This is a genomic window from Leucogemmata humicola, assembly GCF_055379415.1.
Genome location: NZ_AP040875.1, coordinates 3,645,412 through 3,671,291, shown reverse-complemented (window position 1 = coordinate 3,671,291; position 25,880 = coordinate 3,645,412). Strand labels below are relative to the sequence as shown.

General features: G+C 63.8%; 19 protein-coding genes, 1 tRNA gene and 1 riboswitch. Of the genes, 7 read left to right on the top strand and 13 right to left on the bottom strand.

Annotated elements, in window-relative coordinates:
* Positions 1-4: 4 nt before the first annotated feature.
* The 8 genes from AC6H4Z_RS15525 to AC6H4Z_RS15490 all read right to left on the bottom strand — a co-directional run bounded on the left by AC6H4Z_RS15525 (position 5) and on the right by AC6H4Z_RS15490 (position 11,571).
* Positions 5-5,863 (bottom strand): hypothetical protein, encoded by a 5,859-nt coding sequence (locus AC6H4Z_RS15525; RefSeq protein WP_497542868.1) that lies wholly within the window; start codon positions 5,861-5,863, stop codon positions 5-7.
* 6 nt (positions 5,864-5,869) lie between these two features.
* Positions 5,870-7,054: a hypothetical protein gene (locus AC6H4Z_RS15520; RefSeq protein WP_497542867.1), complete on the bottom strand. Its 1,185-nt coding sequence runs from the start codon at positions 7,052-7,054 to the stop codon at positions 5,870-5,872.
* Positions 7,055-7,062: 8 nt separating this feature from the next.
* A complete protein-coding gene (locus tag AC6H4Z_RS15515) occupies positions 7,063-7,377 on the bottom strand; it encodes a hypothetical protein (RefSeq protein WP_497542866.1) in 315 nt (104 codons plus the stop codon).
* A complete protein-coding gene (locus tag AC6H4Z_RS15510; protein ID WP_497542865.1) occupies positions 7,374-8,957 on the bottom strand; it encodes a hypothetical protein in 1,584 nt (527 codons plus the stop codon). The genes AC6H4Z_RS15515 and AC6H4Z_RS15510 overlap by 4 nt, the downstream gene beginning before the upstream one ends.
* A 10-nt stretch (positions 8,958-8,967) precedes the next feature.
* Positions 8,968-10,515: a phage terminase large subunit gene (locus AC6H4Z_RS15505; protein ID WP_497542864.1), complete on the bottom strand. Its 1,548-nt coding sequence runs from the start codon at positions 10,513-10,515 to the stop codon at positions 8,968-8,970.
* Entirely contained in the window at positions 10,515-10,886 is a 372-nt protein-coding gene (locus AC6H4Z_RS15500) for a hypothetical protein (RefSeq protein WP_497542863.1), read from the bottom strand. The genes AC6H4Z_RS15505 and AC6H4Z_RS15500 overlap by 1 nt, the downstream gene beginning before the upstream one ends.
* Before the next feature lie 66 nt (positions 10,887-10,952).
* Positions 10,953-11,438 carry a hypothetical protein gene (locus AC6H4Z_RS15495; protein WP_497542862.1) on the bottom strand — a complete coding sequence of 162 codons (486 nt, stop codon included), beginning with the start codon at positions 11,436-11,438 and terminating at the stop codon, positions 10,953-10,955.
* 50 nt (positions 11,439-11,488) lie between these two features.
* Positions 11,489-11,571 (bottom strand) — tRNA-Ser (locus tag AC6H4Z_RS15490).
* Between the two features lie 177 nt (positions 11,572-11,748).
* Here AC6H4Z_RS15490 and AC6H4Z_RS15485 point away from each other — a divergent pair.
* From AC6H4Z_RS15485 to AC6H4Z_RS15470, 4 genes are all read left to right on the top strand, one after another.
* Complete coding sequence (locus tag AC6H4Z_RS15485) at positions 11,749-13,674, top strand: potassium transporter Kup (RefSeq protein WP_497542861.1); 1,926 nt, start codon at positions 11,749-11,751, stop codon at positions 13,672-13,674.
* Between the two features lie 117 nt (positions 13,675-13,791).
* On the top strand, positions 13,792-14,178 hold the full coding sequence (locus AC6H4Z_RS15480) for a cupredoxin domain-containing protein (RefSeq protein ID WP_497542860.1): 387 nt from the start codon (positions 13,792-13,794) through the stop codon (positions 14,176-14,178).
* Positions 14,179-14,188: 10 nt separating this feature from the next.
* Complete coding sequence (locus tag AC6H4Z_RS15475; protein ID WP_497542859.1) at positions 14,189-16,570, top strand: heavy metal translocating P-type ATPase; 2,382 nt, start codon at positions 14,189-14,191, stop codon at positions 16,568-16,570.
* A gap of 54 nt (positions 16,571-16,624) precedes the next feature.
* Positions 16,625-16,957, top strand: coding sequence for a metal-sensitive transcriptional regulator (locus tag AC6H4Z_RS15470; RefSeq protein ID WP_497542858.1), 333 nt, complete (start codon positions 16,625-16,627; stop codon positions 16,955-16,957).
* Between the two features lie 11 nt (positions 16,958-16,968).
* Here AC6H4Z_RS15470 and AC6H4Z_RS15465 read toward each other — a convergent pair whose 3' ends face one another.
* The 3 genes from AC6H4Z_RS15465 to AC6H4Z_RS15455 form a co-directional block, all read right to left on the bottom strand.
* Positions 16,969-17,397, bottom strand: a complete 429-nt coding sequence (locus tag AC6H4Z_RS15465; protein WP_497542857.1) for a DUF983 domain-containing protein — start codon at positions 17,395-17,397, stop codon at positions 16,969-16,971.
* A gap of 106 nt (positions 17,398-17,503) precedes the next feature.
* Positions 17,504-18,517, bottom strand: coding sequence for a ribonucleotide-diphosphate reductase subunit beta (locus AC6H4Z_RS15460; RefSeq protein WP_497542856.1), 1,014 nt, complete (start codon positions 18,515-18,517; stop codon positions 17,504-17,506).
* The gene (locus tag AC6H4Z_RS15455) at positions 18,514-21,369 is read right to left on the bottom strand and encodes a ribonucleoside-diphosphate reductase subunit alpha (protein WP_497542855.1); all 2,856 of its coding nucleotides are present in this window, start codon (positions 21,367-21,369) and stop codon (positions 18,514-18,516) included. Before AC6H4Z_RS15455 ends, AC6H4Z_RS15460 begins: the two co-directional genes overlap by 4 nt.
* Before the next feature lie 126 nt (positions 21,370-21,495).
* A riboswitch (cobalamin riboswitch) is annotated at positions 21,496-21,632 on the bottom strand.
* A gap of 161 nt (positions 21,633-21,793) precedes the next feature.
* On the opposite strand from AC6H4Z_RS15455, the gene AC6H4Z_RS15450 reads away from it, so the two are divergent.
* A complete protein-coding gene (locus AC6H4Z_RS15450; RefSeq protein WP_497542854.1) occupies positions 21,794-22,873 on the top strand; it encodes an HmuY family protein in 1,080 nt (359 codons plus the stop codon).
* A gap of 87 nt (positions 22,874-22,960) precedes the next feature.
* On the opposite strand, the gene AC6H4Z_RS15445 is transcribed toward AC6H4Z_RS15450, so the two are convergent.
* Together AC6H4Z_RS15445 and AC6H4Z_RS15440 are read right to left on the bottom strand one after the other, a co-directional pair.
* Positions 22,961-23,761 (bottom strand): SGNH/GDSL hydrolase family protein, encoded by an 801-nt coding sequence (locus AC6H4Z_RS15445; RefSeq protein WP_497542853.1) that lies wholly within the window; start codon positions 23,759-23,761, stop codon positions 22,961-22,963.
* Between the two features lie 363 nt (positions 23,762-24,124).
* Complete coding sequence (locus tag AC6H4Z_RS15440) at positions 24,125-24,331, bottom strand: hypothetical protein (RefSeq protein WP_497542852.1); 207 nt, start codon at positions 24,329-24,331, stop codon at positions 24,125-24,127.
* 20 nt (positions 24,332-24,351) lie between these two features.
* On the opposite strand from AC6H4Z_RS15440, the gene AC6H4Z_RS15435 reads away from it, so the two are divergent.
* Both AC6H4Z_RS15435 and AC6H4Z_RS15430 read left to right on the top strand, forming a co-directional pair.
* Complete coding sequence (locus tag AC6H4Z_RS15435; protein WP_497542851.1) at positions 24,352-24,765, top strand: copper resistance CopC family protein; 414 nt, start codon at positions 24,352-24,354, stop codon at positions 24,763-24,765.
* Between the two features lie 6 nt (positions 24,766-24,771).
* Positions 24,772-25,731 carry a CopD family protein gene (locus AC6H4Z_RS15430; protein ID WP_497542850.1) on the top strand — a complete coding sequence of 320 codons (960 nt, stop codon included), beginning with the start codon at positions 24,772-24,774 and terminating at the stop codon, positions 25,729-25,731.
* Positions 25,732-25,880 lie beyond the last annotated feature (149 nt).

Sequence of the window (25,880 nt, the reverse complement as noted above, 5' to 3'; positions counted from 1 at the left end):
ATGCTCATCGAAGGAGGCCGCCGGGGATGGTGATTGGGCGACCCGCGTCGCGTGCGGCGCGAAGCTTCTTGATCAGGTACGGTCCCCATCGCTCGCGTTCTTCCGCGGTCGCGAGCTGATAGACCGCTGACGCTTCTTCGGCGGTGAGACGCTTGAATTGTTCGATCTCCGGCGAGACACGGGCCGACGCAATCGCTTGCTTCGCTTGCCGGCGCGAGACATTCCCCGCCGCGAACTGGTCAGCGAGTTGCCGCAACGCATCGCCGGCTGCCGTCGTGTCGCCAGCCAGGCCGCGCCGCAATCCTGCTTTCACGTCGCGCATTTGACTGTGCTGCTCGATTTCCTCCGGCGTCGATGTACCGCCACCGCGACGCGCGAGGAACTCCGCTATTTTGTTCTGCGCGGCCGATCGCACGACGAACCGCGGCGCCGGTGTCACGCCGATGAAATTCTGTGCAGCGGTGCCGATCGACTGGCCGTCGTGCAGTTGCTTTCGCGTGTTCTGCACGCCGTACGGCACAAACTGATTCGCGACGTACTGCGCTTCCTGCGCAAGTTGCCGAACGAGCGGATCATCGGGATTTCGAATCTCGTTGCCGTAGTAGTCACGATTCTCGAACATGTCGGCGACGGCGGAGCCGATCGGATGCAGCTTGTTGCCTAACGTGTGCAGTGGCGCGTGTGCGTAGTCGATCACGTCGCGCATGTACGATGGCAACTGCACGCGCTCGTCCGACCCGTCGGTATTCTTCCGCCCAGTCCGCGGATAGAACCAATCTCTGAACTGGTCGGGCGCCTGGCCCGTATAGAGGTAGTGCAGCGTCCCACCGAGCAGCGCCGCCGTGATCGGAAGCGCGACGACATACGACGCGCGAGGCGTGAGGGCGAAGCGTTTCCGTTCCGTGAGATCCGTCAAGCTGGTCGCGATGTCCTTCACGCCACCGGGGATTTCGCGCCACGTGCCGAGGTTCCACCCCACCGAACGCACCGACGCCATCAGCGCGTCTTTGGTCGCGCGATTCCAGAACAGGTTGTTGTACGTCAGCTGCCCCATGCGATTCTCCGTCGAGTCCCACGCACGCGACATCACTTCGCGTACCTGTCCGCGGTCCGCGCCAGGCGGGAGTTTCGCGAGCTCGTGGTGTGCGAGATCATAGAACACGCCGAGCTTCTGCCATGGGACGACGTGCTGCATGAGCCACGCAGTCGATTGCTCGATCGCCGCCGGCACGGCCTTCCCGAGTGCGGCACCGTATCGACCTTCGTGCAGCGCGAGCTTCGCGTTACGCCACGCGCCGCCGCCGTAGAACTCGTCCATCTTCACACGGCCGCCGCCCGCTTCAAGCGCGTCGACGATCTGGCCCAACACCGGATCAGTTGTTCCGCGGAGGTAGGCTTGTCGGACGCGGAAACCCTTCATGGCGTTTGTCACCGGCGCGAGCGGGGCGGTTGCGAAACTCGTCGCCGCGTCGCCGAGCTTTCCCTCGCCGAGCTGCAGCCAGCCAAGTGCATTGCGCGACACGATCGCGTCGAGCGAGGTGAACCCGAGGTGATAGGCGGAGAGACCGAGTTGCGCCATGTTAAGCAAGTTGCCGGCACCGCGATACACGTCGAAGTACGGGCCAATCGCCGATTCCGAGAGGCCAGGGGACAGATAGTTGTTCAACACGCGTGCAACTGGCTCTGGCGCGTACCAGTGCCCGAGCACGACCTGACCCGGCGTTTTCACGTCGAACGTATCCGCGCCGTGACGGAACGACGGTTTGATCTTGAGGATCTTTGCCGTCGTCGGGTCCTCACTCAGGATTTCGCGCAACCGACCGTAGACCGTCGGCGCGACGTCGCGCATGCGCTCAGGCGCGTACACGAGACCCATCACAGCGTTCGCCACCTTCTCGGGGCGCGATCGCACGTACTGATGCGCCGCAGCAGGGATCTGGTCTGGCGCGATGCCTTCATGCCGAAGGTCGGCGAGGTTTCGCAACTCGATCGTGACTGCCTTGCGATACGCAACCGCCTCTTTCGACTTGGGATCACCAGCGTAGTCGTGCAGTCGTTGCCACAGTCCGAGCCGCGCATCGAGCGCGTGACCGAGTTCGTGTTCGATGACCGATTCCGGCGTCGCTGATCGCGACACGATCCTTGACGGACCCTGAGCGTATCCAAGTCGCACGCCGCCATGGCTACCGCCACCGATGTTCGGCCGCCGCTCGTGCCGCACGCCGAGCTCGCGCATCACGTTCTCAAGCCCTGACCGCACCATGTGGTCGAACGCTTCGACGACCGTGACGCGCGGAGGGCCATAGACCGTGCTCACCTTGTCGTTGATCAACTCGTAGCCCTCTGGCTTCTTCGAGAACGAGTTGACGAACTTCAGCTGTCCATCCGTCTTGAGTTCCGAGAGCACGCGCTGCCCTGCGAGATAGCGATGCATCTCGCGTAGCTTGAGCAACGTCAGGTCGATGGGGTTGTACGTGACTGGCGTGAGGCCCGCCTCGACGCCTTCGCGCACCGTCGGGATGCTGCGGCGCTTGAGGAACGACCCTGGTCCCGTGAGCGACCGTTTCCCCATGATCGATGCAATCACGCTCTTCGCGCGTGCGGGATCGGCCCAAATGTGCGGGAAGTAGTTCTCGATCCAGTGCTCGAGTTGACCCTCGCCGACGCCTCGAATGTCATCGCGCGCGGAGTCGAGCAGGCCACGAATGGTCCGCGCAAACTCTGTCAACGCGAGCGTCGGCTGCGCGCGACCCGTCTCGAGTCGATCGATGAAGTCGAGCTGGTCCGCGACCGACAGCTTGTCTACGGAGCGCGCGAAGTCCATTAGCGCGGTTTTCGCTTGCTCGTAGCGATGGACCAATGCGGCGTCATGCTCCCGCACCGTGAGTCCAGCGTTGAACGCCTCTTCTCCGCGTGACGCTGGCGCGAAGATCTTCCGGAACGAGTCTGCGAAGCGATTGACGTTTCTGACGGCGACATCCGGCGTCGGTGTCTCGTGCTCGCCGCCGATCGCTGGGCCCGCGCCTGTTTCGCGGGGACTTCGCGCTTCCGCGAGCAACTGCCCGGCGCGTGTCGGAGCGCCGCTCTGTGCGTTCGCGCGCGCGTGTTCCTGCGCCGCCCGGGGGATTTCCGCATAGAGTCGGTCGTTCGCACCAGATTCGTGCTCCGCCGCGCCGACCAATGCCGTTTCGCGATCGCCTGTGCTGAACGCTGCGTTGAAGGCGTCGAGTGGTTTGTCGTAGCCCGTCCCGCCGAACAAGTCTGATGACTCAGCGTTGCCGAGCGCTTCGCGCGCGAGCGTCGCGTAGCGTCGGAAGGCCTCTCGCGCCACAGTTGGCTTCGCCGACTCGAGGAACCCCGCCAACTTCGTCGCGATCGGGGACCGTTTCGTTTCACCAAGTAACGACCCTTGGTCCGCGAGGTCTCGAATCGTGACGCCGTGATCACGTGCCTCAGCGAGCATGTGGAGCGCGGCGGTCGTCGCGCGGCGGATGTCGAACTTCGTCCCCTTGATCGATACAATCGAAGGGACCGCCTGTTCAATCTTCTGCACCGCAACGGCGGGTGCGTCGAGAATCGCGCTCGGTTCGGTCACCGCGGTCGAGAGCAGCATCCGACGCACGGCGAGTCGCCCATCTTCCGTCAGGCCGCCACTCGCATCAGTGAGGCGTGAGAACTCGTCGGGCGTGATTACGCCCTCAGCCTGCAAGCCGCGCACGAACGCGCGGCCGTCCTGCGTGCCAAGATAGTCGGCGACCGTTTGGTCGGGTCTAAGCGTCGCCGAGAGGTGGTCCAGCGAATCCGTGGCCTGTGCGAGCTTTGTTGCGCGCGCCGCGCCTTCCTCAGTCGCGCTCTTCGCCTTGGTCGCGACCTCATCAGACAGCCGATTGATCTCGGCCCATCGCGTCGGGCCGCCGCGCACATCGCGTTCATCGCGCAACACACGCACGAGCACAGGCGACTCGACGCGCTCCATCTCCGTCGGGTTCAGCCCGAACTCGGGCGCGCGTGCTTTCAACTGGTCGACATAGGCGAGGTACCGATCCGGCGCCTGCATCGCGGCGCGACGCGCGAGCATCGATCGTTCATTGCCAGCAATGACTGTCCCATCCGGTAGCACCGTCGGCGCGCCTTCACCAATCGACTCCGAGGGATTCAGCGCGATATTCGGATCGTACTCGAGCGCGCGGCGCGCGACCGCTTGCTGTGTGGCCCTATTGCGGTGGTAGTCGCGACCCTGCACCCCTTCGGGGTATCGCTCGTTCGGCTGGAATGTGAATGGGTCGTGCGAACTCTGAAGATCGTTCGCGGATACTACGCGATACTGAGCCGGCAACGTCTGGCCATCGCGGAGGAGCACCCGCGTTTCGCGCCCCGGTGCGTGAGCGACGTCTGGACGTTCGGCAAACTGCTCGGCGAGTTGTCGCAACCGATCGCCAGCGGACGACGCACCAACTGCAGTGGTCGGTGCGGCTTCGGGCGTCGGCTCGGTCATCGGCAGCGCGGTCGACGGCTCCGATGGCGATACTCGCTCGCGTCGCTCTCCGTACTGTCGCGCCATTTCACGCAATGCATCGCCCGCGCGGTTCGCGTTCGGTGTCGATTCTGTCGCCGGGACGGCCGTCGCGTTGACGGGCGTGGGTTCCGTTGATAGCTGAACGCTGGGTGCCGGCGCGCTTGGTTGCGAACGACGCGGCTCGGGGAACGATTGATCGGGCTCCGTCTGCGGCGGCATGCGCCGGAGGAGCTCTGCCTGCGCGGTGGCGTCGAGTGCAGGCGTCTCGCGTGTCACTCCGATTTGCTGCAGCGCATCGCGCGAGAGCGCACCGAGCACTGGATCGCTCTGGAGGTACGCCACTTCATTCGGCTTCAGCGTCGGCACGACGCGTGCGACCATCGCGTTGAATTGATCGCGGGCCTCGGTGCGCCCCTGTGCGCGCGCCGCCTCATCAGCCTGACGTGCCGCATCGACCAATCCCGCAATCTTCGTCTGACCGGCATCTGCGGCCCGCCGCGCCACGTCTGGCAACTCGGTGTGCGGAATACCAAGCAGCATCGTCCCAAAGAAACCAACGACTGGGTCACTCGGGTCGAATGCTGCGCCCGTCGCGCCCGCGGCGCCGAGCTGGCCGACGACTCGCCCGAGGGCGGGAGCGGCATTTGCGCCGACGCCGATGGTCCGGGCGAGCGCGGTGCCACCCGCTTCGCCAAGCGCGCCACCAGCAGGCGCGAGCAACGTCGCCGCGACCTGCGCTGATGCGATCGCAGCGTCCTTCGGTGTGACCGTCCGCTCAACGTTGGCTTCATCGCCACCGCTCGAACCGACGGCATTCGCCGCATCTTGCTCCGCACTCGCTCGATTCGCCGTGATTGCGGCCTTGAACGGTGCCGCTGCGAAATCGACGGGATGCTGCGCCGCGCCGATCGCCATGGCGAGCGGGAAGGTCGCGATGCGCTCGAGTGTGCCGGGTTGGTAGTGTCGCGGGTTCTCATCCGGCCCGACGTGCGTGACATCCGGTCGTACACTCGGCACGGCCGAGCGCGGGAGTGCTCCTCCTTCAACCGGAGGTGATACGTCAGGCTTGTCGATTGCCGTTAGCGATGGCAACGCGTTCGCCAGTGACCGCATCGGCGAGGATGTCGCGCCTCGCAAGTCAATGTCGCCGGTCGGCTGTCCCACCGGCGTCCCATATTGCTGGGCAAGGGCGCGCAATGCGTCGCCCGCCGCCGACGTCGCGGAGGCCGGTTTACCGTACTGCTGCGCGAGCCGCCGCAGCTCCGCGCCCGGATCGCTCGGTTGCGGCTCGACATCAGCCGCGGTGTCGTCGCTGAGATCGGGCAACGGGAAGACGCTCGGACCCATCACCATTTACTCATCGTCGTCCGAGCCCGGCGTCACGGCGCCGTACCGGGTGGCAATTTCGCGCTGATGCTGCTGGTAGAGCGCCCGTGCTTGCTGCTTCACTGGCTCCGGTGCCTGCGACGACAGCACCGCCTGCAGATCGTTTGACGCGGCATCGAACTCGTCCTGCATCTGCTTTGCCGTACTCGGTGAGAGCGTATAGGGCGGGGCACCGCCGCGCTTCCGCGACTGCTCGAGCTCCGTCAGCGATGCCGGCGCGGGGCTCGCTCCGCGGCCTTGCTGCTGTGCGTTGAGGCGGTCCTGCACGGTGGTCAGGGAGTCGAGCCGTTGCTGCAATCGCGTGACGTCGCCGGCTGCGCGTTGCCCGGCCAAGCGCGCCAGCGGCCCGGCGAGTCGATCGTCGGCAGACGCAGCCTGCTTTCGCGCCGCCGTGAGCTGCGTCTGTGTCTGCGCGATCTGCGCGCGCACGTTGTTGATACTGTGGTTGAGCGTTGGATCGACGCCGCCGCTCCCGACGCGTGGACGCTGAAGCATCTGTCGGGTTCGGAACGCGATCGCCTTCGCATAGTCCGGCATGTCCGGATCGTCTGGATCGAAATCGTCTTGGACCAGCGGATCATCCGGTGCGATCGACTTGAGCGTGTTGTAATTCTGCTGGGCCTGTGTCGCGGCTTGCTGTGTGCGATAGTTCAGCCGCGTCTGCAACCGGTCTGCGACGGCAGTTTGGCTTTCTCGGGCGCGACGATCTCGCGCGATCTCACTCAACGTCTGCCGGCGTTCCTGGAGAGCCTCCGGCGCCTTGCTCGGATCGAACAGAATGTTTTGGCCGCCCACCTGTGACACGGATGGCGTGCCGAACGCGTCGGGCGTAGTCTCGTCCGGAATGCCGAGCGCGCTATTGGGAATCGCTGATGGACCGGTCCCCTCGCTAGTCAGTCCTGAGCGGAGATTGTTCGCGAGCGTAACCGATTGGAGCGCCTGCGTCGGATCGGCTCCAGCTGGGAGGATCGTACCGCCCATGCGGTGGACTTGGAGGAAATTCTCCAACTGGCGTTGTGCGTCCTGGCGTTTGATCTCGGCGTCCTGCCGCGCGCGCTGTTCGGCCAACACGTCTCGTTGACCGATGTCATTCCCCAGCGATGTTGCGCCGCGAGCGAGGCCTGCCAGTAACGCGTCGAATGGTGTGCTCATCGAAGTCTCTAGTTGTCGCCTTGAATGAATCGGAGGCCCGATGCAGGCATCGGGATCGCTTCGACCGCCGCCGTCGCGACCTTCAAGGGCGGTGGAAGCTCCGCCGTCGGCTCGGTCAGGACGATCTCGGTCGCAGTACGCTCGTACCCCCACGTGTCGACGTCGCGTGGATCAACGCGCGTGGCGATCGTCGTCTGGACAATGCTCATCTCACGGTCGAAGAGCGCGTTCATCTCGTCGCGCAGTTCGATGCGCCGCTGGTGAATGGCGGCGAGGTGTTCCTGCGTCCACCGTGGCAACGAGATTCGGATCTGCGTACTCATTGCGCGTACCGCTTCCGGATGCTCTCCTCATCTTCGTTGCCGGGTGTCGGCGCTCCTCCGCCTGATGCGTACTGGCTCTGCGCGGCAGGGCGTGGCGCGGACGAGTACTGCGACGGCGAGGGTGAGGATGCCGCGGCACGGGGTGCTGGCGTTGACGCGTAGTTGCTTGCCGGTGGCGATGAATCGGGTGCCTTCGGCGTTTGCATCTGACTCGCGAAGGATCCGTAACCGCTCGACGTCGGGGCGGGCATCGCCTGCGGCTGAGAGGACGGTGCGCCGCCCTGTGCGGATGGGGCGGTCGCGAGTTGGCTGACATACGAGCCGTAACTGGATGGCGCGGGCGCAGGCGCCGCAACGGGCTGCGTCGGGGCGAACCCGCCACCGGCCTGCATGGTCCGCGTCTGCGGCGGCTGTGCGGCGCCCCGCTGCTGCGCGATGAACTGCTGGATCTGCGCGCTGTTCGACACCCCACCACCGGGACTCACGAGCCCTGTGGGCGGCCGCGTCGACGCGGCCTGCAGTTGCTTGATGGCATCACGCTGTTCGTCATTCGCGATACCGCCACCGGGCTGCATGATGGCCGTCGGAACCTGAGGTGCGGGCGATCCATTCATCATCGAGTTGATGAAACTCGTATTCGTGGGCGCCGGCGCCGGGGATGCACTCGCGCTCGGATTCGCGTTCGTGAGTTGTCCGATCAGCTGATCGCGGAACGACGCGTTGGCATCGGTCGCCGCTGGCGCCATCGTCAGCGGCGCGTTCGGTAGGCCCGCGGGACTCGCGGGACCGTTAATCAGCTGATTCGCGAACTGCGTCGTCGCTGCCGAGGACGCCGGACTCATCGTGAGCCCGTTACTCGGCGATGCGCCCGCCGCATGTGACTGGAGCAGTTTCGTGAACGCGTTCGACGCGTCGCCGTGATCGTTCATTGCGCTCGCGAGTGACGACACTGCCCCCGGCGGCAATGCGCCACCCGCGCCAACCTGTCCGAGGAGCCCGGCGAGAAACTGTCCCTGGTTCCCCGACGACTGGAGCGCGTTCAACACCGGGTGCCCGTGATCGACATCGCCACCGGCGCTGGCTGCCACAGGCGACGCATTGGCGACATCGATCCGGTGGGCCCCGAGTGCGTCGGTAGCGGTTCCCGCGTTGCCGTCGTGCGCGGCGAGAAGTTTCGCGAGCGCTCCGCTCGTCCCGCCCGATGATGCCATCGCACTCGGATCGGCGTTCATCCAACTCGGCACCGGCGACAGCGCGCCAAACATGCTCGAGCGTGCGCCGCCGTTCCCTTGAGCGTTCTTCTGCACGGCGGAGGGGGAAACGCCGAGCGACGACAGGACGTTGCCGAACGTCTGCGACTCCATGCCATGATTCGCGAGCGACGGGCCCGCCTGCGACATGATCTGCCCGAGGGAGTTCCCAGCGGCCGCATGCGCGTTGAGTGCGGGTGCGATTCGGGACAGCACACCGGGGATCGCCGCGGGGTTGCCGCCTGACTGCTGTTTGATATGCGAGATGAGCGCCTGTGATCGCGACGCCTGATTTTGGAGGCGCTGTTGCAGCGCTTGCGAGAAGTTCATAGGGTCCTCATCACCATTCGCCAAATTGTTGGTGCGATGAATCGAAGCCGGGGCGATACGTGTACTCGCGTCGATCGATGACTCCGTCGTCGTCCGGCATCCGAACTCGAAGGTCCGCGAGCTCCCACGGCGCTGGCGGTCCTTTGCCATCCGTGACATTGGTCGGCTGATAGACGGGCAGTGGTTCAGCGGCCTCGGGGATCTGCGTACTCAACCCGTTGCGGAACACGTCCGCGCCATCGTCACCACCGCGACCTTCGGCGTCGCAGTCGACCTTCGCCGGTTTGTTAACATCATTCTCATCTGGCATGATCTCCGCGAGCTGATCGAAGACGCGCAGATTGCCTTCCGTCTGAATGAGATAAACGCCCGCCTCTCGTCGGATGACTGGGTTGTCCGACTCGTCGAGTTCGTCCGTCGGAACCTCGGTGATATGCAATGCGCGACGCACCGCGCGACCACCGTTCACCTTGTCATCATCAGCGCGCTCGAGGCGAATGCCGTGGAGAAGAAACACATCCGCGGTGGACAGGCCCGACGCACCGTGCGCGGTCACTTTGTTGAACGCGTCGCGGCCTGCGTACACCGCGTTGAGGGCTTGCGGTAGATGGCGATCGCTGGCGAAGCGAATTATCTCCTTCGCCTGGGCCGGGTCTTGGTGCCGACGTAGCCAGAGCGTATCGATGAGGTGCGGCGTCCCGTTCGCGTCCTTCACCCACAGACCGAACGTCATCCAGTGTGCGTAGCCCCAGTCGTACGAACCCCACGTTTCCCACCAAGGCGGAATCGGATCAGGCAGCGTCGTGCGGGACTTGATGTGCACGCGCGCATCGAGTTCGCCGTAGTAGCGGCCCGTGAGAACATCCCAATCGCCTTCAACGAAGCGTTTGTATTCTTGCTCCGGCATCGACTTCAACGACTGGCGATACTCGTCCGAGACGAACGGATTGTCCGCCATCGTCGCCGGGATGAACGCATAGGGCGCCGCGATCGTGCCGTTCTTCCACGGCTCGTAGAAGACGCGCTTGGGCCAGCCCGGGGTCGGATTGAACGTGCAGATGATGTACGGCGGCGGCTGTTCGCCATTCGGCACGATCCACGCGCCGGCGCGTTCGATCGCTTTGACATAGCTGGCCTCCTGGAGCTCGTCCGCTTCCTCGAGCAGAAAGCCATTCACCTCGAGACCGCGCCACCGCAGTAACTCCGGGTCTTCCTGCGCTGACTCCGGGAAGAAGATGATTTCGGATCCGTTGGCACACGTGGCGGTCCATGTGCTCATGTTGATCTCGCCAACGAAGCCGTCGCACGTCTGTCGGAGCTTGTTAAAGCTCGGCACCGTGTTTCGTCGCAACGTCGGCAGATCTTTTCGCACGACGCCCCAGCGAGAGCGCGGGAAGATTCGGCAGAGCGTGACGAGCAAGCCGAGGCCGCCCCACGTCTTCGTTCCACGAATCGCGCCGCCGAACCCGATGAACCGATACCGTCCATCGAACACGACTCGGGCGAGTTCGTCTTGCACGCTGGTGAATCGCAGCGTTGGTCCCGTCGGTGTCGGCACTAGAAGTGGATCTCCCTGCCGCCGACGATCCACACCTGCGCACCAAGCGGTGCGCCATCTTTGCCGGAATGCTCGAGCCTCTGCGTGGTGTTGCGTGCACCGAGCCCGTATTTCGCCATGAATTCGAGCGCGCGAATGCGGTCGGCAGCAGTCGCCGTTGCGTCGTCGGCGATCTCCTCAGCGATCGAGAGTCGAGTCGACAGGGCCGTGCGCATCGCGGCGCGCAGTCGCTCTTTCGGACGCCCGGCATTCTCAGCGCCACGCGCGGGACCGCGACCAGCGCCGGGAACGAGCGCGCCACCGTGCGGCTGAGGCACCGCGCGACGTCGTGGGGACTTCTTTGTCGACTTCTTGGGTGCCTTGACCGCCACGCGTAACCCTCGCTGCGCTGAGCCTCACGATGAGCCTCCTACCAATGGCGCGGGGGTAAACACGCATCAGGCCGACGCGATGAAGGCGTCGAGTTCGGGAAGGCCGCCAAGCGTGCGGAATCTCCGCAGCTTCCGGATCAGGCGGACCCACTGCGTCGACACAAGCGAGGGACCAGTCCGCTCGCTGAGGCCCATCCGCCTCGCCGTGGCATGGTGGGTCGGCTCGTTTCCTTCGCCGAGCAGTTCGAGCTTGATGGCGACGATTCGCCATTGCTGCGTGCTCACGATCGGCAGCGCACAGATCGCGACGAGCACACGCCACGCATCTTCCCGACGCGCCGCGCTTTGTTCATCGTCGCTCTCTGCCACCTCGGGCGAATCGCCCGTCGTGACCAGCTCGGACAGGGCGAGACATCCGTGACCGACGGTCGCATCGAGAGCGACCGCGGTCGACCGTCGCCGGCTCGCGCCGCGACGTGTCTTCGGGGACGTTATGCCGGTGCTATGCGGGAGGAGGACAGCGCCCAAATTTCCGGGCGGCTCGTGGTCCACGGAGTGGTCCAAGCCGGGAGCGTGCTGCTCGACCGGTCTCGTAACTTCAACGGAGGGCGAGGGATTCGAACCCCCAAGTCCTTGCGGACGCCAGTTTTCAAGACTGGTGCAATAGCCATTCTGCCAGCCCTCCCGAATTCCAGGGACATAAACTAATCCATTCTCCGCGCACCGGTTGCACGCCGTCGCTGGCTGGCGAGCCCTCACAACAGCCCAAGCCAAGGGGTGGTGACGGAATTGCGATCGGCCGTCCCATGGCCAGCGATCTCGGCGCCACCTCGGCGAACGGCAGACGCGGAGTTTACGTCACGTGATCTCTTCGAGCCGAGAGGCGAACTTCGACGGCCTCGGCGCGGCGTCGCTTGCGGCATTGGGCGTTGTGTTCGGCGACCTGGGGACGAGTCCCCTCTACGCGCTCCACGATACGTTCGTGGGCTCGCACCCCGTCGCGCCGACGCACGACAATATCCTCGGTATCCTCTCGCTGTTCGTCTGGTCGCTCATCATCGTCGTGAGCGGCAAATACCTGGTGCTCGTGATGCGCGCGGACAACCGCGGCGAGGGCGGCATCTTCGCTCTGCTCGCACTCACCGGCGCGACGTCCGTCGTCGCCACGCGCGACGAGCGCGGCGGGATGCGACGACCGCGGATTGTGACGCTCGTTCTCGCTCTCGGTATCGCAGGCGCCGCGCTCCTCTACGGAGACGGTGTCATTACGCCGGCGATCTCGGTGCTGAGTGCGGTCGAGGGCCTCGCAGTTGCGGCGTCCGAGCTGCAGCCGTACGTCGTACCGCTCACCGTCGTTGTTCTCATTCTGCTGTTCTGCGTCCAGCCGTTTGGATCGGGGCGAATTGGGCGAGTCTTTGGCCCCGTGCTCGCCGTGTGGTTCGTCGTCATTGCGACGATTGGTGTTTGGGGAATCATTCGCGCGCCACGCGTGCTGATGGCGTTCGATCCACGCCACGCCATCGAATATTTTGTGCGCCACGGATGGCGTGGATTTCCCGTGCTTGGCGCCGTCGTGCTGTGTGTGACTGGCGGTGAAGCGCTCTATGCGGACATGGGTCACTTCGGACGGCGGCCTATTCGCGTCGCGTGGTTTGCCCTCGCGTTTCCATGCTTGGTGCTCAGCTACCTCGGGCAGGGCGCCGTGCTGCTCATCAGCCCCGGAGCGGCCGAAAATCCATTCTTTCTGTCGGCGCCGAGCTGGTCGCTGTATCCGCTGGTTGGCCTGGCGACGGTGGCGACGGTGATCGCGTCGCAGGGGCTGATCACTGCGGTGTTCACTCTCACGAGCCAAGCAGTGCACCTCGGGCTGAGTCCGCGCCTGCGAGTCGTGCATACGTCGTCGCGCGAGATCGGCCAGATCTATCTGCCTGCGCTCAACTGGGTGTTGATGTCGGCGTGCATCGCGCTTGTCCTCGGCTTTCGTTCGTCGACGCGCCTCGCCGCCGCCTACGGCCTCGCGGTGTCCGGGACTATGGCGATCACGACGCTCTTGTTCGTCGCTGTCGCGCGAACGCGGTGGAAGTGGAGCGTTGCGCGGGTCATTCTCGTCGCCGGTGGCTTCCTCGTCATCGACTTGTCATTCCTTGGCGCTAACCTGTTGAAGATTCGCGCTGGGGGATGGATTCCGCTCGTGATTGGCTTGCTCGTATTCATCGTTCTCGACACATGGGAACGCGGGCGCACACTGTTGCGTCTCAATGCCGAGTCGCGCTCCGGTTCCGACTCGGCTATCGCTCCGTTGCTTGCGTCGGTGCGCGACGGGACCGCCGTCCGCGTGCCTGGCACAGCCGTCTATATGCATTCGGTGATGGAGGGAGTGCCGCCGGCGCTACTGCACAATCTCAAACACAACCGTGTGATCCACGAACGTGTGATTTTCCTCAATGTATCGACGGAGGACATGCCGTTCGTCTCCGCCGACGAGCGCGTGACGGTCACTCAACTCGCGGAAGGCTTCTGGCGTGTTGTCGCGCGCTACGGCTTCATGCAGCACCCGGACGTTCCCGCGGTCTTGGAATCGGCTGCTGGCCAAGGGCTGGAGTTTCGCGAAGCGGAAACGACCTACTTTCTCGGACGAGAAACGATCATTTCGTCGCCAAAGCCAGGAATGGCGAAGTGGCGCGAGCATCTGTTCGGCATCATGATGCGCAACGCGCGTCCGGCCACGGCGTTCTTCCGCTTGCCTCCCAATCGAATTGTGGAGCTCGGGGCGCAGGTGGAGATATGACCGGCCGAGCCAGGCTGTCGCTCGAGCGCTGCTGAACTGGGGACGCGGCTAGTCTCTTGTATACCGTGTGGGGGTATCACTAGCTTATACCGGGTACGGGTATACGCGGAGCCTCGCATGATCAGTCTCGACAGCACCGATGCTTGGGCGATCGCCGCCGGACTCGGCGCCACTGTCTGGGTCAATTGGTACTTCTTTTTCGCTCGACGCCCAGCCGCTCAGGCGACCGTCGGAAATTCAGGGCAACAGGAAGTGACTGTCGTCGTCCGCGGCGGTTATGAACCCGCAACGATTCGCGTGAAGGCGGGCACGTCGGTTCGCCTTCGCTTCGATCGGCAGGAGACGTCGGGCTGCTCCGAGGAAGTTGTCTTCCCCGACTTCGGTTTGAGGAAGTTTCTTCCCGCGCACCAGCAAACGACCATCGAGCTCACGCCGCCGAAGTCGGGCACGTACGAGTTCACCTGCGGCATGGGAATGCTCCACGGCTGGCTCATCGCCGAATGAGTGAACAGACGTGACACCTCGACCCAATGACAAGATTGTCATTCCAGTTACTGGGATGACGTGCGCCGCGTGCCAGGCGCGCATCCAGCGAACGCTCTCCAAGACGCCGGGCGTCGTCGACGCGTCGGTGAATCTCATGATGGGCAGCGCGACCGTCGGCTACGACCCAGCGACGACGTCGCCAAAGGCGCTCGTCGAGACGATCCGTTCCACAGGATACGGGGCGGAGTTGCCGAGTGCGGACCGGACGGCGTTCGAAGAACAGGAGGCACGTGACAGTGCCCAGCACGATGAATTTGTCGAGCTGCGCCGGAAAGCCGTCGTCAGCGGTATCGTCGGCCTCATCGCGATGGTAGTGTCGATGCCGCTGATGGGAACCAGCAGCGGTGCGCAGCAAATGGAGCATGGCGCCGTGGCCGATCCGTTCATGCGTTGGGCGATGGGATCGCTGTCGCCTGCGCTGCGTACGATGCTCCCGGAACTCTACGCGCTTCCGCGCTCCGCCCTCACCTTCGGTTTGCTCGTGCTCACCCTGGGCGTGGTGGCGTGGGCGGGCCGGTCGTTCTATACCCGCGCGTGGATATCGTTCCGACACCACTCCGCCGATATGAATACGCTCATCGCGGTTGGGACGGGCGCGGCGTTCGTGTACTCGGTGATTGCCACGGTGATGCCGGGCTTCTTCCTGCAACACGGCGTCCAACCTGACGTGTACTACGAAGCCGTCGTGATCATTATCGCGCTCATCCTCACGGGGAACACGTTTGAGGCGCGAGCGAAACGACAGACGTCCACGGCGTTGCGGGCGTTGGCGCAGTTACAACCGAAAACGGCACGGGTGGTCCGTGACGATCGGGAGCTCGACATACCGATCGAGGAGGTTCGCACCGGCGACATCGTCATCGTGCGCCCGGGCGAGCGCGTGCCGGTCGATGGCGAGATCATATCGGGCAAAAGCGCCGTCGACGAATCGATGCTCACCGGAGAGTCGTTGCCGGTCGAGAAGCAGGTTGGTAGTCGCGTGATTGGCGCGACGATCAACGGTACGGGCGCGCTTCGCTTTCGCGCGACGACACTCGGCGCCGACAGCGTCCTCGGACAGATCGTGACGCTGATGCGCGACGCGCAGGGGTCGCGCGCGCCCATTCAGAAACTGGCCGACCGCGTGAGCGCCGTGTTCGTGCCGGTGGTGATCTCCATTGCGATCGCCACGTTCGTAACTTGGTTCGTGCTGGTGCACGCGAACGGCGCCGTGCCCGGCGCTGCCGCCGTTCGGGCGTTCGCCGCCGCCGTTGCTGTGCTGATCATCGCGTGTCCGTGTGCGATGGGGCTTGCTGTCCCAACTGCTGTGATGGTGTCGACCGGCAAGGGTGCGGAGTTCGGCATCTTGATCAAGGGCGGTGAGGCGCTGCAGCGCGCCGCCGACGTGAACACCGTCGTTCTCGACAAGACGGGAACGATCACCGAGGGAAAGCCCGCTGTGACGGACGTCGTGCTTGCGCCGAACGTCAGCCGGTCGAATGCAGAAACGCTCACGTTGGCTGCGTCGCTCGAGCGGTCGAGCGAGCATCCGCTCGCCAGCGCGATCGTTCGCCATGCTGTCGACGGCGGGTTGGCTCTGTCGCAATCTGAAAGCTTCGAGTCGTTGACTGGGCGCGGCGCCGTCGGCGTCGTGGATGGGCATGTCGTAGCTGTGGGCAACGGCGTATTGATGACGGAGCAAGGCGTAGCCGTCGAGGTGCTGTCGCCAGTCGCCGAAAGGTTGGCGACGGACGGCAAGACGCCGATGTACGTGGCGATCGATGGAGAACTCGCTGCTGTCATTGCGGTCACTGATCCGATCAAGACGAGTTCTCGGAAGGCCATCGAGCGGCTACGCGCGATGGGGCTCGACGTCGTGATGCTCACCGGCGACAACCAGCGCACCGCGGATGCCGTCGCTCGCCACGCGGGCGTCGATCGTGTGGTCGCCGGTGTATTGCCGGATGGTAAGGTGGCCGAGATCGCGCGGCTGCAGGAGCAGGGGCGTGTTGTGGCGATGGTGGGCGACGGGATCAACGACGGTGCGGCGATCGCTAGAAGTGACGTGGGATTCGCCATCGCCACTGGAACGGACGTCGCCGTGGAGGCAGCGGATGTCGCGCTGATGCGTGGTGACCTCGCTGGTGTCACGCAGGCCATCGCACTGTCGAGACGGACGATGCGAACAATGAAGCAGAATCTGTTTTGGGCGTTCATCTACAACGTGATCGGTATTCCGATCGCCGCCGGCATTCTCTATCCGGCGTTCGGACTCCTCTTGAGTCCCATTCTCGCGAGCGCCGCGATGGCGTTCAGCTCAGTCAGCGTCGTCGCAAACAGCTTGAGACTGCGTCGATTCACGCCCTCATGACGGGCGCGGACGCGACTCACATTCAGTAGCACAATCGCAACGGGAGACGGACCGATGGCGCGAACGGCCAAGAACGCGATGCACGACGCTGGCAACGAACGCAAGGCGCACGGGGTCGATGCGGATGCGCGCGAGAGAAATCTCAAACGCCTGCGTCGCATCGAAGGGCAGGTACGCGGACTTCACAAGATGGTCGAAGAGGACCGCTACTGTGCCGACATCCTGACGCAGATCGCTTCAGTGCACGAGGCACTGCGCGCAGTGGGCCGCGAGCTGATGCGGAATCACCTCAAGCACTGTGCAACGGCGGCGATTCACTCGAGTCCTGCCAAGGCGGAGGCGATGTACGACGAACTTGTTGAGCTGATGCACAAGTACAGCCGCTAGCCGCGCGATCGCTAGCCAATCAGTTCGTTCGGCTGCACTGGCCGAACGAAGATATCCACGGCAAGCCATACGGTACGCGAGATCGGGATCAAGAACACCATCACCAGCAGGACGCCGACTGGAATCGCCCACGTCATGGTGTCCCAGGGCACGTTCGGCCACATCGAGACGATCGTGATCAGCAGAACGATCGCGAACAAGAACTCGCCCATCAGTAGACCGAAGAACATCGCGCCTGAGAAGTAGTTCTCGTCGGTCCGCTCGAATCGGAAATTGCATTCGAGGCACCGGCGATGCACCGCGCCCGTCCACTTCATCACGGGGGCTTTACCGCAGTGCGGGCAGCGCAGTCGGACAACCCGTCCGGCGAGGCGGAGCGCCTCTGCGGACGTCGGGAGATGCAGCGGACTGTCGCTGGTTCGTTTGCGTAGGGACGGCATGACGGCAATTCAGCGCGAGAGACGGGCCGCGCGGACGGCCGCGGCGCAGCGGACTGCAATGAAACCTAGCGCTGCGTCGCGGCTCGTGCCGCCGAGTCGCCGATCCCTAGTCCCAGGTCAGCGCGGCGGATGACTGGTATTCGGTCACGCGCGTCTCGAAAAAGTTCTTCTCCTTCCTGAGATCGATCGCTTCACTCATCCACGGGAATGGATTCGGCGAGCCGTATCGCGTCGGGAGACCAATCCGCTCCAAGCGCCGATCCGCGATGTGTTGCACGTAATCGCGAAACAGTCCGGCGTTGAGACCGAGCACACCGCGCGGCAAACAGTCCTCGGCGTAGGCGATCTCCAGCTTGACGGCTCGCGCGATGCGCTCCGACGTTTTTTCCTTCACCGCCGGCGTCCACAACTCGGGGTTCTCGGCGACCAGCCCGTTGATCAGATCGATGCCGAAGTTGAGATGCGTGGACTCGTCCCGCAGGATGTACTGAAACTGCTGACCAACGCCGGTCATGCGATTCTGCCGCTGGAATGACAGCATCATGGCGAACCCGGAATAGAAGAAAATTCCCTCCATCACGACGTAGTAGCCGATGAGGTTCTCCAAGAACTGCGTCGCGCCTTTCGTTGTGGCCGTACTGAAGTCGGGCTGCAGCACGGCCTCGGTGAGCTCCATTTCCAGCGCATCCTTCTCCGCGATGCTGTTCACGTTCTTGTGCATGCGAAAGACATCTGCGCCGTCGAGCCCAAGGCTCTCCACGATGTAGTGGAACGCGTGCGTGTGAATCGCCTCCTCGAATGCCTGGCGAAGGAGATACTGCCGGCATTCAGGATTGGTGATGTGCTTGAAGATCGCGAGAATGAGATTGTTCGCGACGAGACTTTCCGCGGTCGAGAAGAATCCAAGGTTGCGGAGGATGACACGGCGTTCGTCAGCCGAGAGTGCGTCACCTTTCCAGAGCGCGATGTCGCGTGCCATCGGGACCTCTTGCGGCTGCCAATGGTTGCGACAGCCGTTGAGGTAGTGCTCCCACGCCCAATCGTACTTGAGGGGCATGAGTTGGTTGACGTCGACGGCTCGGGCGTTGATGAGTCGTTTTTCTACGATGGGCGCGTTCATTGGCAGGCCTCACAGTTTCCGTCGAGGTCGCAGGCAGCGCGCGGGAGCGGTGCCGATTCGGGTTGGGTCGCCACAGAGTCGTTCGCGCGATCGAGACGAATGTTGGACGACGCGCTACGCGAGCGCATCCAGCGCGGTTGAATGCCGTGACGGTTGATGTCGACAGTGGATTGCTCGACACCGCCGGCGCCGAGCGTACGCAGGTAGTAGGTCGTCTTCAGACCCTTTTCCCACGCCAGCATGTACATGTCGCTCAAGCGACGGCCGCTCGCGGTATCCATGTAGAGATTCAGCGACTGTCCCATGTCGATCCACTTCTGACGGCGCGCGGCGCACTCGATCAACCATTCGGCCTCGATCTCGAATGCGGTGAGGTACTTCTCCTTGAGCGACGCCGGAATGCGCGCGATGTCTTCGAGTGCGCCGTCGTGATACTTGAGATCCTCGACCATCTCGCGATCCCAGAGCCCGAGTCGTCGTAGGTCGGCGACCAGCGCGCTGTTCACCATCGTGAATTCGCCGGACAGGTTCGACTTCACGTAGAGATTCTTGTACGTCGGATCGATCGAGGCGGAAACGCCGCAAATGTTGGCGATGGTCGCGGTTGGTGCGATGGCCATCACGTTGCTGTTGCGCATGCCGTGGGCACGCACGGACTCGCGCACCGGGGTCCAATCGAGAACGGACTGGCGCGATATCGGAATCGCGCGCCCACGCTCGTGCTCCAGCAGCGCTAGCGTGTCGAGCGGCATCATCCCACGGCTCCACTTTGAACCGGCGTAGCTCGGATATTGTCCGCGCTCTCGCGCAAGCTCCGAGGACCCGAGAATGGCATGATACGAGATCAACTCCATGCTCTCGTCCGCAAAATCGGCGGCGGCATCCGACGCATAGCCTACATCCAACGTGTACAACGCGTCCTGAAAGCCCATGACACCGAGTCCAACCGGACGATGCCGAAGGTTCGCGTTCCGTGCTTCATCGACCGGATAGAGATTGATGTCGATGACATTGTCGAGCATTCGCACTGCGGTCTTGACCGTCGCGGCCAGTCGCTCGCGATCGATTCCCGCCGCGGAGACATGCGCGGCAAGGTTGATCGAGCCGAGGTTGCAGACGGCAACTTCGTCGCGGCTCGTGTTCAGTAGAATCTCTGTGCACAGGTTGGAGCTGTGGACGACGCCGGCATGGTCCTGCGGACTGCGGACGTTGGACGGATCCTTCCACGTGAGCCACGGATGGCCCGTCTCGAAGACCATTGCGAGCATTTTGCGCCAAAGCGTCAGAGCTTCGACACGCTTCGACGACGGTAGCTCGCCCGCTTCCGCCTGAGCTTCATATGCTCTGTATTTATCGCGGAAGGCTGCACCGTAGGAGTCGTGCAAATCGGGCGCGTCGCTCGGGCTGAACAGCGTCCAGTGCGCGTTGTCTCGCACGCGCTCCATGAATAGATCGGGGATCCAGTGCGCGAGGTGCATGTCGTGCGTGCGCCTGCGATCGTCGCCCGTGTTCTTGCGCAGCTCGACGAACTCCTCGATATCGAGATGCCACGTCTCGAGGTATGCGCACGTCGCGCCCTGTCGTTTGCCGCCTTGATTGACCGCAATCGCGGTGTCGTTCGCGACCTTGAGGAATGGAATCACGCCCTGACTCGGGCCGCCGGTGCCGTGAATCAAACTTCCGAGCGCGCGGACGTTCGTCCAATCGTTGCCGAGCCCGCCGCTCCATTTCGATAGCAGTGCGTTGTCGCGGATCGCCTTGAAGATGTCGCCGAGGTCGTCCTGCACCGATGTGAGGAAGCAGGACGACAGCTGTGGATGACGCGTACCGGCATTGAACAATGTCGGCGTTGAACTGCAGAACGCGAAACTCGATAGTACACGATAGAACTCGATTGCGCGGTCGGTGCGCTCCGATTCCTGTTCGCCGAGTGCGAGCCCCATGGCGACGCGCATCCAGAACCACTGAGGCAGCTCGTAGTGGCGACCGTCGTGCTGGAGGAGATAGCGGTCGTACAGCGTTTGCGCGCCGATGAATTCAAAGGCAAAGTCGCGAGTGGCGTCGATCGTCGACGCGATCCGTGCCAGGTCGTACGATGCGAGCCGTTCGTCGAGGCGGCCGACGGTGATGCCGTGCGTGAGGTACACTGCGAATTGCGTTCGATACAGCGTGCGCATTTCGCCATAGGTCACCGAGCGGCCCATTACTTCGCCGTAGAGATTTCCCAGAAGCAGCCGCGCGGCGAGTGTCGCGTATTCGGGCGCCTGTTCGATACGCGCACGTGCGGCCAGAATGGCTGATGTGCCGACTTCGGTGCGTGTAACGCCGTGGTACGAAGAGGCGAGCGCTTCGTCTGCGACGACGACAGGATCGACTGCTGGCGTGAGACCATACGCCGCCTCGGCGATGAGTCCTCGCAGGACTGAGCCTTCGAGGAACGACTCGCGTCCGTCCAACTCGCGAATGCGAAGTCGGGGACCACGACGTCGCTCAGCGCGCGCTTCGCGATAGAGGATGTAGCGGCGCGCGACGGCGTAGTGGCCGCCGTCCATCAGTGCGCGCTCGACTTCATCTTGGATGGTCTCGATCGCGAGCGCGGTTTCGTGTGGATGCGTCGCGAGGACGAGCTCGACGGCGTCAGTCACACGCTCGATGTCGTCGAAGTAGCGCGTGTCGAACGCATCGGGGTAGGGAACTTTCGCTTCCGCGCGGAACGCCATCTCGATGGCGTGGGCAATGCGCGATCGGTCGTACGAGACGGTCCGGCCGTCGCGTTTGACAACGCGAGCAAGGGCTGAGGAAGGAGCGTTGGGTGCGCGGGTCGGGTCGTCCGCCGATATCACAGTTTCCATATGTCCTCCGGCGTCGTGACCCTATGATCCGCCGAAGGAACGCTGGGCACCGAAGGCCTCGAGACGGTTCTAGGGAACCGGAGGCCACGCGCGGCGACCACGCCCCTTCACGCGAAGGACGTCGTCACGACAATTGGCTCGCGGGTGGGCATTCGGGCTTGGCAGAAGTGCCTTACCGTTGCGCGACAGCGCCGGATTTTCACCGGACTTTCCCCGTGTTTGAAGCCGGCTACGACAGCCGGCCCCGCGAACATCTCATCGAGTAGTGCGAGGCAATCATACGTGAGTCCGAGCAAGCGAGCAAGGTCGCGCGCGGGCCGGGCGGATCCTCGCCCAGCGCGTGAATAATCCCGATTGAAATACTCGGCATTACGGCTACGTTGCCGTCCAAGCCCAGCCGTTCCTTCAATTCGATAACGCTAAAATGAACAAGCGCAAAACCGTCCTCGCCTTCGCTTCACCCGTTCTGCTGTCCATCGCCGCTGCGTGCTCGAGCAGCACCGACAGCCCGACGGATCCAGGCGCCGCGTATACGTCGATTCAGCTGAACACCTCTTCGGCCACCGCCTACTTCACGCTTGGCGCGACCGCATCGGTCGTCACGGTGGGTGATCCGACGTCGTCGACGGCATGGGATCTCGCATTCACGCCGGAGCCCGGAGTTGCGGTGAACGGCGGTGCGAGCGGTCCGGGCGGAGTTACCGCATACTGTCTCTGCACCAACTCGAAGCTGACGCTCGCACAAGTCGAAGCGCTCACGTCGACATCGGGTACCGATGCGTTCGGAGCAGTAACCGCTGCAACTATTCCCGGCGAGTCGTCGTTTCAGCTCGACGCATCTTCCCAGGCGATCAGCAATTGGTACGACTACAACGCAACCACGCACGCCGTGACGCCGAGTGCGAATGTGTGGGGCGTTCGACTCGCGTCGACGAGTGGCGCGTACGCAAAATTCCACGTGAAGACGCTGTCGGCACCCGGCCAGTCGAACGCGGGTCCCGTGACGATCGAATGGGCGGTTCAGCCGTCGGCAACCGGCGCGTTGGCCGCAAATCAACAGGCGACGGTCGATCTCACCAGCGGCGGCAAAGTCTACGTGAACCTCACAACCGGAGCGACGTCCACGTCGTCATCGGCGGCGTGGGACGTTGCGTTGCAGGGTTACACGATCACGGTCAACGGTGGAGCGAGCGGAACGGGGAACGTTGGTGCGGTGTTGCTCGTGCCGTCGACATTCTACACGTCGTACGCCGCAATCACTGCGATTCCCGTCGGTGCGACCGGAATTCCGTCGACGGCATTCACGAGCGATGGAGCGGGCGGGGCATTCCTCGCATCCGCGCCCTACCGCTATGACGCCACGTCGCACCAAGTGTATCCCACCTATGACGTTTACTTGGTCAAGCGCGGCTCGGCGGTGTACAAGGTCCAAGTCACGGGCTATTACAACAGCGCCGGTGCGTTCGGAACCATCACGCTGCGCTACGCGAAGATTGCTGGCTGATCCCGCCGGCCATTCTCAGACCACCGCGAAGTCGAAATGACCTCGCGGTGACCCGCCCGAAGGTGCCGGCTCTGACCGACGCAGACCTCAGACCTCGACTTTCGTGAGGCCGGGCAGCTTGGGTCCGCGATTGTCGCCTGACGAGCGCCCGCGCGCGTGTCGCCAAAGCCACGGCAGGAAGTAGTCGCGCTGCCACCGGAACTCGGCGACTATGCTCGCGACCCACGATCGCGACCATGGCGTCGGCAGCGGGTGCGACCAGGAATCATCCGTACCAGGGAGACCAAGCCCCCACGCAAGCGCAGCCGCAATTCGCTCATGTCCGAGCGAGTTGGCGTGGAGACGATCGACGCTCCAGAGCCGCGGATCTGATCCGATGGAATGCTTTGCGACGTCGACGAGAATCGCTCCGCTCGATGCCGCTGCACGACGGAGCGCATCATTCAGCGCGCGCACGCGTCCGGAGAACAGCCGAGTGATCGGCATGACGAGCGAGAGATCGGGTAGCGTGAACCCGATGACCGTTGCGCCGTGCTCAGTGAGTGTGCGCTGCATGTGCTCGGCATCGCGACCCACTGCATCGGCGTCGAAGCGGCGCGATGTCACATCATTCACGCCGGTGAAGAGCGTCACGAGATCCGGGCGCATCGCGAGCGCGGGCTCGAGTTGCTCGTCGCAGATTTGCCGCGTGTTACGGCCGCGAATCGCGAGATTCGCGTAGAGCAGGGGAGATGATTGCGCCGAGGCGACGCGCGCAGCGAGTCGGTTTGCCCAGCCACGGTACCCGCCGCGTCCATCAGGATCGTCGAGTCCTTCGGTCGAGCTATCACCGATCGCCACGTAACGCGTAAACACGCGCGGACGAGTGGACGACGTTTCTTGCGGCACTCGGGAAAGCTAATTCGTCCGCCTGTTTGACCCGAGGCTCACCTCGAGGGATAGCGGGACCTACGGGACTGTTTCATCTTACAGCGTGCTGCGACGTTCCGGGCTGTTCCGTCTATTGGCGACCGTGCTTGGCGTCTGGCTTCCACTCACGTTGGGGGAGCCAGCGGCGCTGAGGCTGTGCACGGCCCATGGCCTGGCAGTGACGGCACACGGTTCCGCGTCGCACCCCGCACATGGCGGCACGAGTGCCGCGGCGTCATCCGACGCGGCGCAGCACGGCATGCCACCGGGGGACACTGAGCACTGCTGCTCGTGCATCGGCGGCTGCTCCGCGAGCATGGCGACGATCTCTCTTCCGGGAGTTCATGTCGCCACCGTCGTGGCTTTCGAGACCGCGAGGTTCTCGGCCACCGCGCCTGCGCGTTCGCGTCCGTCTCCGGAATACGCGCGACCATATACGACCGGGCCGCCGCGCGCATAGCGCGGCGCGATTCTCTTCTCGCTACTTCCAATCTGGCCTGCGGTGCCGTGCGGTGTTCGCGCGATGCCGCGATTCTTTGTCGCTCGCATTCATCCGTTAGGAGATTTGAATGTCTGCATCACGATCAGTTCGTCTCGTTCTCCCGGTCGTCGCGCTCGTCCTCGCGGCGGTGTTTTCGGCGGCGTCATCGTCCGACGCGGCGCGCGTTGCGACGCCTCGGTCGTTCCATCTCGCGCTGAAGCGCGCCGAGCCCGGCGTGAGCGACACTGTCGCGGCAAGTCCGAAGAGCCTCAAGTTGTGGTTCACCGAGTCCGTCTCGGCCGCGACCACGTCTGTCCGACTCGTGGACCCGCACGGCGAAGCGGCTAAGATCGGCGTCGTGTCGGTTGAATCGGCCCCATTGTCGCCGGCGGTTGTCAGCGTTTCGGAGACGCTCGCGGCGGGAACGTACACCGTCATGTGGCGCGCGATGGCTGACGACGGACATCCTGCGACCGGAAAATTCATGTTCACCGTCCGGTAATCTGTCGTGGATGAGTCATCGTTTGGACTCGTCACCGCTGTCGGCTTTGTAGGTCGCTGGTTGACGTTCGCCGGAGTTCTGGGCGCCGTTGGTTCCGTTGTGTTTCGCGGATTCGTGGTGGAGCGATCGGGACTTTCGCGTTCGATCAGAGAACGCTTATGGCGCCACGCGGCGAGGTTCGGCGCTCTTGCCGCGGGCGCAGTCGTATTGGGAGCGATCGCACGTCTCTATTTCCAGACCGCCACGATGCGCTTTCCCGACGAAGCATGGGGAGGAGTCGCGGCGAAGCTGATTGTGCGCTCGTCGTGGGGAGTGGTTTGGACCGGGCAAGTCGTGGTTGCGCTCTGTCTCGCCGTTTCGCTTCGGCGTGCATCCCGCGCCGACTCGGCCGCCTGGTGGCGTGTCGCCCTTCCGCTCGCAGCGTGTTTGGCGGTGACGCCATCGCTGGCGAGCCACGCAATGTCCGGGCATTCGAGTCGGTTCGTCACGTTGCCCGCTGATGTGCTGCATGTCGTCGGTGCGAGCGCGTGGTTGGGCACGCTCGCGGTGCTGTTCGTTGCGATCGTTGCGGAGCGTCGCGCGCTCGGGCCCATCGGGCGTTCAAGCAACGACGGCGAATTACTCGATGGCACGGCCGTCGTGGCGCTGCTCGCCCGTTTTTCACCCATTGCCTTGATCAGCACCGCAACGGTTGTCGCCAGTGGCGTCGTGTCGTCGTTGACGCACCTGCAGTCGATCGATGAACTCAGCGGAACGACCTACGGCCGGCTCCTCATCATCAAAGTGCTGCTCGTGCTCGCCGTCGCTGGGTTTGGATGGCGCAACTGGAAGTTCGTTACGCCGAGAGTTCGGGATGCCGGACCGGCGATGCTCGAGCGTTCAATCGCCGGAGAACTCGTGCTTGCACTGGTCGTGATTGGTGTCACCGCTGCGCTCGTGATCACGCCGGCGCCGATGCACCACTGATCGACCATCGGGAACGTTTTCGCGAGCGGCGGCGCAACGAGAGAACTTGGCGAGTCGGCCAATCGGTTGCGGTACGCCGCAACACGATCGACGCATCCGGGATAGAACTTCAGCACGCGTGCGAGCGATCGTACGATGCCGCGCCGCAC